Annotated in this window: 11 protein-coding genes; 7 read left to right on the top strand and 4 right to left on the bottom strand. The window is 58.8% G+C overall.

Annotation, left to right across the window (positions count from 1 at the left end; translation table 11 throughout):
* The first annotated feature begins 105 nt into the window (after positions 1-105).
* Both FIV05_RS27340 and FIV05_RS27345 read left to right on the top strand, forming a co-directional pair.
* Positions 106-381 carry a DUF6460 domain-containing protein gene (locus tag FIV05_RS27340; protein WP_031269649.1) on the top strand — a complete coding sequence of 92 codons (276 nt, stop codon included), beginning with the start codon at positions 106-108 and terminating at the stop codon, positions 379-381.
* Between the two features lie 123 nt (positions 382-504).
* The gene (locus FIV05_RS27345) at positions 505-1,551 is read left to right on the top strand and encodes a hypothetical protein (protein WP_152511688.1); all 1,047 of its coding nucleotides are present in this window, start codon (positions 505-507) and stop codon (positions 1,549-1,551) included.
* An 11-nt stretch (positions 1,552-1,562) separates the two neighbouring features.
* Here the strand turns inward: FIV05_RS27345 and FIV05_RS27350 are convergent, their stop codons facing one another.
* Positions 1,563-2,510: a histone deacetylase gene (locus tag FIV05_RS27350; RefSeq protein WP_152511689.1), complete on the bottom strand. Its 948-nt coding sequence runs from the start codon at positions 2,508-2,510 to the stop codon at positions 1,563-1,565.
* Positions 2,511-2,692: 182 nt separating this feature from the next.
* Here FIV05_RS27350 and FIV05_RS27355 point away from each other — a divergent pair, with 182 nt between their 5' ends.
* Entirely contained in the window at positions 2,693-4,045 is a 1,353-nt protein-coding gene (locus tag FIV05_RS27355) for an MATE family efflux transporter (RefSeq protein WP_152511690.1), read from the top strand.
* A gap of 12 nt (positions 4,046-4,057) precedes the next feature.
* Here FIV05_RS27355 and FIV05_RS27360 read toward each other — a convergent pair whose 3' ends face one another.
* Positions 4,058-5,152 carry a quinone-dependent dihydroorotate dehydrogenase gene (locus FIV05_RS27360; RefSeq protein WP_152511691.1) on the bottom strand — a complete coding sequence of 365 codons (1,095 nt, stop codon included), beginning with the start codon at positions 5,150-5,152 and terminating at the stop codon, positions 4,058-4,060.
* Complete coding sequence (locus FIV05_RS27365) at positions 5,149-5,493, bottom strand: DUF952 domain-containing protein (RefSeq protein ID WP_173013963.1); 345 nt, start codon at positions 5,491-5,493, stop codon at positions 5,149-5,151. Before FIV05_RS27365 ends, FIV05_RS27360 begins: the two co-directional genes overlap by 4 nt.
* 152 nt (positions 5,494-5,645) lie before the next feature.
* Between FIV05_RS27365 and FIV05_RS27370 the strand changes: the two genes are divergently transcribed.
* The 4 genes from FIV05_RS27370 to FIV05_RS27385 all read left to right on the top strand — a co-directional run bounded on the left by FIV05_RS27370 (position 5,646) and on the right by FIV05_RS27385 (position 10,470).
* Positions 5,646-6,329 carry a helix-turn-helix transcriptional regulator gene (locus FIV05_RS27370; protein WP_152511693.1) on the top strand — a complete coding sequence of 228 codons (684 nt, stop codon included), beginning with the start codon at positions 5,646-5,648 and terminating at the stop codon, positions 6,327-6,329.
* 18 nt (positions 6,330-6,347) lie between these two features.
* Positions 6,348-7,289 (top strand): thermonuclease family protein, encoded by a 942-nt coding sequence (locus tag FIV05_RS27375; protein ID WP_152511694.1) that lies wholly within the window; start codon positions 6,348-6,350, stop codon positions 7,287-7,289.
* Between the two features lie 173 nt (positions 7,290-7,462).
* Positions 7,463-9,439: a methyl-accepting chemotaxis protein gene (locus FIV05_RS27380; RefSeq protein ID WP_152511695.1), complete on the top strand. Its 1,977-nt coding sequence runs from the start codon at positions 7,463-7,465 to the stop codon at positions 9,437-9,439.
* A gap of 227 nt (positions 9,440-9,666) precedes the next feature.
* The gene (locus FIV05_RS27385) at positions 9,667-10,470 is read left to right on the top strand and encodes a pyrroline-5-carboxylate reductase dimerization domain-containing protein (RefSeq protein ID WP_152511696.1); all 804 of its coding nucleotides are present in this window, start codon (positions 9,667-9,669) and stop codon (positions 10,468-10,470) included.
* Positions 10,471-10,551: 81 nt separating this feature from the next.
* Here FIV05_RS27385 and FIV05_RS27390 read toward each other — a convergent pair whose 3' ends face one another.
* Positions 10,552-12,210, bottom strand: coding sequence for a lysine--tRNA ligase (locus FIV05_RS27390; RefSeq protein WP_152511697.1), 1,659 nt, complete (start codon positions 12,208-12,210; stop codon positions 10,552-10,554).
* Positions 12,211-12,418: the final 208 nt, after the last annotated feature.

A 12,418-nucleotide genomic window follows, 5' to 3' on the forward strand; every position in this document is an offset into this window, starting at 1 on the left:
CAAGAGCTGGAGTTGCTGCCCAGCTTGCCAGGCCTCATTGTAATCGACACCGAATATTCCTAACTTCTGGCCAAGAATGCTAGCAACGACATGCAGGAGACACATATGTCCGACACCGGCCTGAGCCGTTTTCTGGGAGGTTCACCAGCCCAGGTGCTTTTGCGGCTTGTGTTCCTGTCCTTCGTTGTCGGCATTATCCTGTCCGCGCTGAACCTCGACCCGCTCGACCTGATCACCATGTCGATCGATTTTGTCGAGCGCCTGTGGAACATGGGTTTCAACGCCCTTGGACGCCTGGGCAAGTATCTGGTTATCGGCGCAATGGTTGTTGTCCCGATCTGGCTGGTTACTCGCATTCTGGCCATGGGTCGAAACCGCTAGGAGCGGCAGAGGCCTGCAATTGGCACTTAAGGCAAGCACGCAACCCTTGCGGGAAATTAACTCTTTCTTAATCATAATTAACTGAAACTGGCGGAACCTCCCCGAGCCTTAAGGGGCCCTTGCATGTCCGCGATCGCAACATCGAAATTTGCCGCCTCCTACCAGGCCTACGCCCGCGCGGGTTCTGGTGCGGGCAATCGCTCAGGTTCGCTTGCTGCCGCACAAACGCTCACCACGTTTCTGGGGGCCAACGGGTCGGCCGACGACGAGGACAAGGCAAAATCCCTCTTCGAAACCTACAAGGATTCTGTTGAGCTCAGCGACGGCCTCGCCCGGTCGGTAGAGAACAACAAGGATGCGATGCGCAGGCAAAAGATCGAGATGGTCCAGAAGCGCATCGAACGGCTCAAGGAAATGCTGCGGTTCGCAACGCCGGAGCAGGCCAAGCGTCTGCTCAAGGAGCTGAAACAGATCTCCAAGGAGTTCAAGTCCGCCTCCCAGGACCTAAAGGCGGCAGGCCAGGGCTTGAGCGGTGGAGGCGTCGGCACGGGTGTTCTTTCAGGCGCTTCAAACGTCGCCGCCACAGCAGAAATCATAACCGGTGCCGGGGCGCAGGTTAATGCATCCTCCGCTTTGGTCGAGACTGTGTCTGCGGCAGCGAGCAGTCCCGAGACACAAATTCCGGTATCCGGATCTGAAACGGGTGCCACGACTTCGGGACCGGAGAGCCAGACGACAGGTCAGGCTCAGTCCGGAGTGGAGCAGGAAGGTTCATCCGCAGGTGCACAGGATCCGGATAGCTGGCGGGAAGACCTGAAAGCGGCTGTCCTGACCTACACGGAACAGCAACAGGAAACGAACAAGGCACTCGCCGCAAGCCGCAGGTCCGGGCTGCAGGGCGACAAGGAAGCCCTCGCCAAGATGGCTGAGGACATCAAGTCTCTTGCCCAACAGATAGAACGCCTGCTCAAGCGCGAAGAACGCGAAACAAAAAACGATCTGAAAGACGTCCGTGCAGATCTCAAGGACGGCATCAAGGCACTGAGGGCCTCAGACTTCGGCGCGCAGCCAGACCCGGCTTCCACCGCGAGCCCTGCGGGTACGGACAGGGTTTCGACCGCAACCGGTTCGACATCGGTCTCCCTGCAGGTGTCCAATATCCTGGTGTGAACCGGCTTGCTTTAGCCGGCCACCTGTTCATGCGCGGCAATGATAGTGATTTCTTCAGCCAGCACAGCCTTGGCTGTTCGATGCAGTGTCACATGGCGATCGGCCAGTTCGTCGATATCCGTCGAATAGCCTCCGCCCAGAACGCCTGCCAATGGAACGCCCGCCTTTCGCACCGTTTCGATGACATAGCGGTCACGCCTGCAAAGACCGTCGCGTGACAGCGACAGTCTGCCGAGGCGATCGCCGGAATAGGGATCGACACCGGCATTGAAGAAGACGATGTCCCAGGGCCCCTGGCGCAGCAGATCAGGCAGAACCTCTTCCAGAACAGCAAGATAGACTTCGTCACCCGTCCCATCGGCAAGACCGATATCGAGATGGGAGGGAACCTTGCGCACGGGATAGTTCTTTTCCGAGTGAAGCGAGAACGTGAAGACATCCGGGTCGCCCTGAAAGATATCCGCGGTGCCGTCTCCCTGGTGCACGTCCAGGTCGACCACCAGCGCCTTGCGGATGGCGCCATCCGCCTGCAACACCTTGATGGCAACTGCGACGTCGTTGAAGACGCAGAACCCGGCTCCGTGTGCACGCCGGGCATGATGACTGCCGCCGGCGGTGTTGCAGGCAATGCCGTGTTCCAGCGCCAGATATCCCGTCAACACGGTCCCGCCCGTTGCACAGCGCGCCCGAAGGGCGATGTCCTCGCGCATCGGAAAACCGATTTCCCGCGCCACCTTTTCCGGCACCCGGGCATTGAAGACCTGATCCACATAGGCCGGCTCATGTGCGAGTGCGACCCACTCGAAGGGGGCCGGACGAGGCCTGAAAAAGGCGCTGTCGCCGAGAACCCCTTCCTGCCGTATCAACTCGGCAACGGCACGGAACTTGTCCATCGGAAACCGGTGATTGGCGGGAAGATCGGCGCAGTAGGCCGGATGGTGAACGATAGGCAGGGTCATCTGTGCGCAATATAAGGCGCGCCGGCGCCACGGGCACCCCTTTGAACGACACAGCAGATCCGAATTTTACGGCTCGGTGCAAATTCGTCAGCCATGCCCCTGAATACCCGGTATGCGCCGAAAAGAATTGACGCGCCAAGGCAAGGCAGACATGAAGGTCTTCCTCTCGAAGCGAGCCATCGATGTCCCAACTTTCAGCAACCGGCGAGCGGCCGAAACTGGCCTTTGCGGTTACCCACCGCACTGTTCTTGCCATCGCCATTCCGATGACGCTTGCCTATCTGTCGACACCCCTGCTCGGCATCGTCGACATGGCCGTGATCGGCCGCCTTGGCGATCCGGCTCTGCTTGGTGGGATCGCCATAGGCGGGATCATCTTCGACCTGGTGTTCACGACCTTCAATTTCTTGAGGTCCGGTACGACAGGCCTGACAGCCCAGGCTTTCGGTGCCCGGAACGAGGAAGAAGTCAGGGCGACACTTCTGCGCGCCTTCGTGATTGCGGCCATCGGTGGTCTTCTGGTCATCCTTTTGCAAGCCCCATTGCGGGAAATCGGGCTCTGGTTCCTGGGGGGCAGTGCGGAGGTGCAGGCCGCAACGAGCCGCTACTTTGACATCCGTGTCTACAGTGCCCCTTTTCTCCTTGCCAACTATGCCATGCTCGGCTGGTTCATCGGCCTCGGGCGCGCAGGAACAGGGCTGGTGCTTCAGCTTGTTCTGAACGGGCTCAACATCGGCCTCAGCGTCTGGTTCGTCATCGGTTTCGGCTGGAGCGTGGAAGGTGTCGCACTGGCAACTGTCCTGAGTGAAATCGCAGCAACGGCACTGGGCGTCTGCCTGGTTGTCTTCACCACCGGCAAGACGTCCTGGCCGGCTCTTCAGGTGATTTTCGACCGCCGCCTGCTGGTGCGCATGATGGCCGTCAACCGGGACATCATGATCCGCTCCTTCACCCTGCTCTTCGCCTTCGCGTTTTTCACGGCGCGTTCGGCAGATCAGGGTGACACCGTATTGGCCGCAAACGCGTTGCTTGAGAAATTCATCATGCTGGCTGCATTCTTTCTGGATGGCTTGGCAACCGCGGCGGAACAGCTTGCCGGCCGGGCGGTCGGGGCAAGATACCGGCCCGCCTTCGACCGCGCATTGAAACTGACAGCACTGTGGAGCTTCGCCCTGGCAGGAATTCTGTCGACGCTGTTCTGGTTTTTCGGGCAGTACATGATCGATTTCATGACAACGGCAGAAGATGTCCGTCAGGTAACGTCGACCTATCTTGTGTGGGCGATACTGACCCCAGTCTTCGGCGTGCTGGCATTCCAGATGGACGGGGTCTTTATCGGCGCCACGTGGTCATCGACCATGCGCAACATGATGCTGTTGTCGCTCGTCGTTTACCTGGCTGCCTATTACCTTCTGTTCCCCATCCTGGGGAACCACGGTCTTTGGCTCGCCTTCCTGCTGTTCTTCGGAACACGTGGCCTGACATTGCTGGCGGCGTGCAGAAAGCGGGCAGCCGAGACGTTCGGCAACGCATAAGAACAGCAGTATCTAGGCCGTTTCCGATGCCCAGGCATCGACATTGGCATCCCGCGCGTCGCGCAGCGACGCAATCCCGTGCTGGTCCAGTTTTGCAGAAAGGCCGCTCAGGATCTCGTCAATCAGCCCCGCACCCTTGAACACAAGGGCAGAATAGAGCTGCAAGAGGTCGGCACCCGCCGTGATCTTGGTCCAGGCGGTTTCCGCACTGTCGATACCGCCGACACCGATGATCGGCAGGTCCGGTCCTGCCAGTTTGCGTGCGCGCGCCAGCATGATGGTCGATTTCCGGAACAGGGGCTTGCCCGACAAGCCTCCGGTTTCCTGTGCCGGCCCCTTGCCGCTCAGGCCGTCTCGTCCGATCGTCGTGTTGGAGACGATCAGGCCGTCGACGCTCTTGGCGAGCACTTCCTCGACGATATCCTGCAGGTCCTCATCAGCAACGTCCGGCGCGATCTTCAAGAGCACAGGAACCTGGCGCCCAAACGTCTGCGTGCACTCGTCCCGCGCCGTGATCACGGCAGTCAGCAGATCGGCAAGTGCGGACCGGGCCTGCAGGTCGCGCAGTCCCGGTGTGTTGGGCGAAGAAATGTTGACGGTAAAATAAGACGCCATATCGGCGAATGCGGTGATGCCGGCCACGTAGTCGGCAATCCGGTCGGTTGCATCCTTGTTGGCACCGACATTGATCCCGACAATTCCTGTCAACCGCCGGCGGGCTTCAAGCCGCTGGCGCAGGGCTGCGTGGCCTTCGTTGTTGAATCCATAGCGGTTGATCACGCCTTCGTCTGCGGGCAAGCGGAACACCCTCGGCCGCGGATTGCCGGGCTGCGGCTTCGGGGTGACCGATCCGGCTTCCGTATATCCGAACCCCAGCTTCAGCAGCGCATCGGGCACTTCGCCGTTCTTGTCGAACCCTGCAGCCATTCCGAGCGGATTGGGAAAGGTCAGATCCCAGAGCTTCACTGCAAGGCGCGGGTCAGACACTTTCCGGCGTGGCGGCATCAGACCGGATTTCAAAGCCACAATAGTCGCACGGTGCGCAGTTTCGGCGTCCAGGCACTGCAGGCCTCTCAGCGCGACGTTTTCAAGGAAAGGCGGTATCATCGATCCAGCTCCGGAAAGTCATGTGACCCGTCCGGTGAAAGCGGCAGTTCCTTCACCCAGAGTGCGGCCTTCGGGTCCAGCGAGCCATAGAGATGGGGAAACAGGGCCCCGCCCCGGGAAGTTTCCCATTTCAACAAGTCGCCAAACCCATCAGCATCAAAGGCGGCCAGCAACAGATCGTGCTGGCCCGCGAAATGCTTTGCAGCAGTTTCCCGGACCTGATCCTCGGCGGAAAAATGAATGAAACCGTCCTGAAGGTCCACCGGCGCGCCTTTGAAGACGCCTTGGTCGGTTGCCTCCTGCCACATGGATTTCGGAACGATCTTGAAAATCAGGGTCATCTGTCTGCCTTGCATCTTGCCGGTGACGGCATGGCAGGCAAAGACCCGGCGCATGCTCAGCCGGTCGGGACACTACTCATCCGAACCGTAGCGAACAAGCCGCACAAGTGGCTCCAGCCTGTTTCTTTTGAATTTTGGTCGGGATAACCCATATGAGCGAAAGGTATTTATTCCTGTCGCGCCAATACGGAGAAACGGCAGCCGTGCTCTCACATGAAAAGGTCTGGGCGGCCATTGATGCCCTCGCCTCGCAGAACGGGCTTTCGCCGTCCGGCCTGGCTCGGCGTGCCGGACTGGATCCGACCGCTTTCAACCCGTCGAAACGCGTTGCAGGCGACGGACGCCCACGGTGGCCATCGACAGAATCGCTTGCCAAGGTGCTGGCCGCCACCGGCGAAGCCTTGAACACATTTGCCGCCAGGGTCGAAACCCCGGGCGGGCCAACCGACGCCGCGCCAGCTTTGGTACCTCTTGCCGGATTGGATGCTGCCTCGGACCGAAATGCCTTCGACAGTGCCGGCCGGCCGGCCGGCGCGAACTGGCAAAGTTTCAGCTTTCCCCAAATCGGCGCTGCTTTTGCGCTGCAGGTCAGCAACGAAGACTTCCATCCCCTTTACAGGAACGGCGACATCGTCGTAGTTGCTCCCGGCGCCCCCCTTCGCACCGGTGACAAGCTTGCCATCAAGCTCAACAGTGGCCGGCTGTCGCTTTACACGTTGCAGGAGACAGGTGACGAAGACCTGGCAGTTTGCACAATCGGGGACAATTCACAGTCAGTGCGCTTTCAGCACTCGGCAATCGAGTGGACTGCCCGTATTATCTGGGCGAGCCAATAACCTGCGAGCACACATTTGATGAAGCTTCGGCCTCTCATAACGCCTGCAATCGTGCTGACCACCGCAGGTGGTCTGCTCGCCTGGCTGCTCCTGGCAGACCCGCCGTCCGTACAGGACGAGCAGGTGGCTGCAGGCAGCATCCCCAGCGCCGCCGAGGAAACAAGTGAGCCGGCAAAGACGTCCGAGCCCGCGCCACAATCGTCCACTACCCAAGCCCAGACGCAGAAACCGGCACAGACTCAAAGTGACCCCGTCGTTGTTGCCGCTGCACCGCTGCCGAACGACATTCGCAACGTTTCGCCGGAGGGGGTGTCGGCACCGCAGGTACAAGGTGACCTGAAACGTATTGAACCTTCCAAACGCTACCTGGAACTCAAGGATCCGCCGATTGAACCGGTTCCGGATGGCCCACTGGAGCTGATGCGCGTGCAGGTTCTAGACGGCGGACGCATCAAGTCAGACCGGTTGACAGTAACGCTTGCCCATATCGTTCCGCTGAAATCGGACGAAACCTGTGTTTCCCGTCTCGGAGGCACCTGGCCTTGCGGCGCAAGGGCGCGCACTTTCCTGAGAGGACTGGTGCGGCAATTGAAGGTGGTTTGCGAAAAGATCGAGGAGACCGGACCGCAACAGATTCTGGCAACCTGCACCCGCGGATCGATGGACCTCAGCAAGCGTCTTGTCCGCTATGGGTGGGCGGATCCGGCGCCGGACGCACCTGCCGATTTCATGGAACTTGCCGAAAAGGCCAGAGACGGAAAAGTCGGCAAGTGGCAATCGGAATGGCTGAACGAGTTGCCGACGAGCGAACTGGAAACAGAAGTGCCGTCTGCCTTGCCAGGCCTTGAGGAACTTGCCCCGGAAATCATCGAATGGAGCCTGAGGACCGAACCGGAACAGCCGGGGGACGGTCAACCGGCAATCGAGGATTACCCGCAAGCAGATCGCCCCCTGCGCTGAAGCTGAATTCACGGACTGCTTGTCGGCACATTATGCATGTCCCAGGCGCGCTCATACCTTTGGCGAATAGGGTAAATACATAGAATTTCAGGCGCCTACGATTAGAACTATATTTACGCCCTTAAGGGAAAGTGGCTCAAACATTATCAGTCCGTGACGAGGACCAAAGAAATATGAGCGCACCTGCCCCCAAGAACACTGTCGAAACTGACAATATCGCAAAATATATCAAGTTCATGTCCAGTTCCGGAAGCAATACAGCTTCTGCGCAGACGGCTTGGAACACTCTTCAAAAACACCTTCCAGCCATTCTGGATCGCTTCTACGTAGAGCTCCTTTCGCAAGAAGAGCTGCGCCAGAAAATGGGAACGCATGAGAAGAACACCGTTCCTCTCAAAAACGCGCAAACCAAACACTGGGAATACATCTTCAATCACGACCCGGACCTGGAGTTCATCGGACAGGCTGCGCGTATCGGTCAAGCTCACGTAAAGATCGGGCTGAAGGCCGAATGGCTGATGTCCGCGTTTGGCCGGCTGTTGAACGAAATCCTTCCTGTCATCGTCAAGAAGCACCGGTTCTCGCAAAAGGCCATGGTTTCCGAGATGCAGGCCGTGGTGACACGGTTCTTTCTGGACATGATCCTTGCACAACGCGCGTTCGAAACTGAACAGCGCCGTATTGAAGACGCTGAAATGCGGGATACGATCGGGCTGGAGAACCTTCGCACGACCGCAAACACCATCAGCGAGCTGAATGAAATCGTGATGTCGATGGCGTTGTTGTCGCGCAATACCCAGGAAGCCAACGCGAACGGCCAGTCGATTTCCGCCGCGGCGGACCAGCTTGTCGCCTCCATCGGCCAGATTTCCGAAAACAGCGAAGGCGCGGCCAACGAAGCCGTTCAAACAAACAACGCCGCCAAGGATGGTCTGGACAAGATGTCGGCCGTATCGAGTGCTATCGGCGATATTTCCTCAACGTCCCGGCAAACCGCGCAGAGCCTGTCAGACCTCAGCGAAGCTGCTTCGCAGATCGGCGAATTCCTGTCAGTCATTCAATCCATCGCAGACCAGACCAATCTTCTGGCGCTGAATGCCACCATTGAAGCCGCCCGTGCAGGAGAAGCCGGCAAAGGCTTTGCCGTTGTTGCATCGGAAGTCAAAACCCTCGCCTCGCAGACCGGCAAGGCGACGGAAGACATCGCACAGCGGATCGAAGCACTGACCGCTGGCATGGAAACAATCCAGACAGCCATCCAGAGCTCCGAAGGCGCCATCCAGAATGGCGAGGATGCCATCGCGGCCGCCAATGAACTCATGCAATCCATCGACGGGATGGTTGGCAATGTCTCCGAACGGGTCACCCAGATAACGGGCATCCTGCACCAGCAGAAAGAAGCCAGTCACGAAATTGCACGCAATGTCGCCAATGTCGCTGAATCGAACCGGAATACGGATCAGCAACTCGGTGCCATGCAGCGCGTTCTGAAGCAGAGCAACGACAGTTTCAGCGGAGCAGCGAAAAACTTCTTTGATGCCAACTCTGACAAGTCCTTGCTGGAAATGGCTCGGATCGACCACGTCCTGTTCAAGAAACGTGTCGTCGATACGGTGACCGGCCACGACGACTGGGCAACTTCCGGCATGCCCGACCATCATCATTGCCGTCTTGGCAAGTGGTACGACTCGATCAAGAACGAGAAGATCAAATCACATCCAGCGTTCCGCAACCTGATCGCTCCTCACAAGGCGGTTCACGAAGCGGGTCACCGGGCGCTGCATGCCACTGAACAAGGCAATACCACGGAAGCTTTCGCGGCACTCGTTGACCTAGACAAGGCCAGCAAGGAAGTTCTCAAGGGCCTTACAGTTCTTGCCGCCGCCATGGAAACCGATCTGGCGGATGCCGAACCCCGCAAGTCGCCAAGACAGGACGTCGGCAAGAAGGCCGAAGTTCTGCTGGACGGGGGAGCCCAGACGGTGGAGCTGGAAAACGTGTCCGTGACCGGTGTGGGCTTGAAGGGCATAAGGGATGCCAAGGCAGGCAAGACCGTTTGCATCCGATGCGATGGCAAGGAGCGCCTTGGCCATATCATCTGGGTGGACGGCACCAGGGCGGGCGTCCAGTTCTTCGACGAAAACAAATGATCTTCGCGGGACACGCCTGCTGACAACTAGGATAAGGTGCACCCTTGGGCACCTTATCCAGCTTTATCGCCATGCACGTTTGAATGAACGGCTGCTACAGCCATTCACACCACTGGATGCAGGCAGACCTGCTGACAGACCTCTGCTCAATTGCGATCAGCCGGTTTCTTATTTTTCCTGATTGGTATTAGGCTTCGGAGTTCGGAAGTCCCGGAGCTGGAGTATTCATGACTGGAGAAATCAAGGTCGGCATCATCGGTGGAACCGGGCAACTCGGCAGCGCCATCGCAACGGCTTGGCTGGAAAGCGGCTGTGTCGAACCTCGCCAGCTCTGGATATCCAATCGCTCCGGAACCGCCGCGGGCTTCGAAAGCTGGCCGGAGATCACCTTCACCGCATCCAATCAGCTTCTGGCTGACGGCTGTGATGTCATCCTTCTGTCGGTTCCACCAGCGCTTGTCGATACGGTCAGGATTTCGGCGCCCGGCAAACTGATCCTATCGGTCATGGCGGGTGTCTCGCGTGAGAGGCTCAAAGCCCTCACAGGCTCGGAAAAGGTCGTTCGTGCCATGTCGAGCCCGGCGGCGGGCAAGCAGCTGGCCTACTCCCCCTGGTGTGCGGCTTCGTCGCTTTCGCAGGAAGACAGGGACCTCGTCCAGTCGCTGTTGTCGGCCTGTGGCCCGAGTGATGAAGTCCAGGACGAACAGCAGATCGAGGTCTTCACCGCCATAACCGGTCCGGTACCGGGATTTGCGGCCTTCTTCGCCGACTGCATTGTTGACTATGCAAGGTCAAACGGTATCGACAGGCATATTGCCGAACGCGCCGCAAAACAGCTGATCCTGTCGGCCGGGCAAATCATGGCCGGTGACACCAGATCTCCGGCGGAACATGTTCAGGAGATGGTCGACTACGCCGGAACGACCGCCGCCGGTCTCATCAAGCTGAAGGAACTGGGTGTTTCGGATCTGATCAGTGAAGGGCTGGATGCCAGCACGGAGCGCGTCAGAACGATTGCCGGCAAAGACTGATACCGCGCTTCTTCCGCCGGAGAGCAAAACTGAAAACAAAAAAAGCGGCGCTGGTGCGCCGCTTTTCCTGAAGTCTGATAATCAGGCTGTCAGTTCGCCAGCCAGTGCCTTGCGGATCATCTCACGCGTTTCGGCAATGCCGTAAAGAGCAACGAAAGACCCGAAGCGCGGTCCCTTTTCCTGCCCGAGCAGAAGCTGGTAAAGCGCAGAGAACCAGACGACGGATACGCCAGGACCACCATCGGGACCCTTTTTGGACGGGTCCTGATAACGCTCGATGGACCGGGCAACGTCCAGCACCGCATCCTGGATGGCACCGCCATCCGCATCGGCCGGCAGGGCTGCCAGGGTTTCGTCCAGCTTTTCCAGCGCGGTACGCTCGACATCGTCCGGCACCTTGAACGACTTGGCGGGTTTGACGAAATCGTCGAAGTAGCGGATCGCATAGCCGACAAGCGCATCCAGTTCCGGATGGGTCGACGCCGTCACGCCCGGAGCGTAGCGGGAGATGAATGCCCACAGCACGTCCTTGTTTTCCGCGTTGGAGGCGGACACAAGGTTCAACAGCATGGCGAAGGGCACCGGCATGTCGATCTTCGGAATGTTGCCCGAATGAATGTGCCAGGCCGGGTTCTGCAGCTTCTGCTCCACCGGCATCTGCTCGTACTTCTGGACGAAGGTGTAATACTCGTCCACCGCCTTCGGAATGACGTCGAAATAGAGCTTCTTGGCCGTCTTCGGCTTCTGGAAATTGTAGAGCGCAAGGCTTTCCGGTGCAGCGTAGGTCAGCCACTCGTCGATGGTCAGACCGTTGCCCTTGGATTTGGAGATCTTCTCGCCCTTTTCGTCCAGGAACAGTTCGTAGACGAAGTGTTCCGGAGCGGTCCCGCCCAGGATGTTGCAGATCTTGTCGTAGATCGGCGCATTGGTCATATGATCCTTGCCGAACATCTCGAAATCGACGTCAAGCGCAGCCCAGCGCATGCCGAAGTCGGGCTTCCACTGCAGCTTCACCTTGCCGCCGGTAACCGGCAGCGTGATGTCCTCGCCCGTCTCGTCCGCAAAGGTGATTGTGCCGTCCTTCGAGTTGACGTCCTTCATGGGCACGTAGAGCACACGGCCGGACGTCGGCGAGATCGGCAGGAAGGGCGAATAGGTCGCCTGACGTTCCGCGCCGAGCGTCGGCAGCATCACGTCCATGATCTTCTGGTACTTCTCGGTCGCCCGGAGCAGCACGTCATCGAACTTGCCGGCCTTGTAGTATTCGGTCGCGCTGGCGAATTCATAATCGAAGCCGAAGGTATCCAGGAACCGGCGCAGCATGGCGTTGTTGTGCTCGGCAAAGCTTTCATAGTCGCCGCCGAAGGGGTTCGGCACCGCCGTCAGAGGCATCTGCAGATATGGCTCAAGCGCTGCGCGGTCCGGCACGTTTTCCGGGATCTTGCGCATGCCGTCCATGTCGTCGGAGAAGCACAGCAGCCGCGTCGGAATCTTGTCTTCGGTCAGCAGCCGAAACGCCGTGCGCACCATGGTGGTGCGCAGAACTTCGCCGAAGGTGCCGATGTGCGGCAGGCCGGACGGGCCATAGCCCGTTTCGAACAGAACCGGTTTGTCCGTTCCCCGTTTCTCGATCCGTTTGACCAGTTTTCGCGCTTCTTCGAACGGCCACGCTTTCGATTTCGTGGCCGCCTCGACAAACTCTTGCGAAAGGTCAAGCGGAGGCAGGGATTGATCGGTCATTTTTCAAGTCGTTCTGTTCATGAGAATGGATGGAATGCAACCGGGTCGGTTTTTTGACTTTTCGGCCGGTTGCTGCGGCGCGACACTAGATCAACGCGCCTCTATGTGCAATCACATGAACACAGCTAAGTTGACCGAAATCTCGGGCTTTGCGAACTCTTTCCGCCCGCGGAGATATCGCGCCGGAAAAAAGCGGTTAACTCCGGTC

The organism is Labrenzia sp. THAF191a, assembly GCF_009363335.1.
GTDB lineage: Bacteria > Pseudomonadota > Alphaproteobacteria > Rhizobiales > Stappiaceae > Roseibium > Roseibium algicola.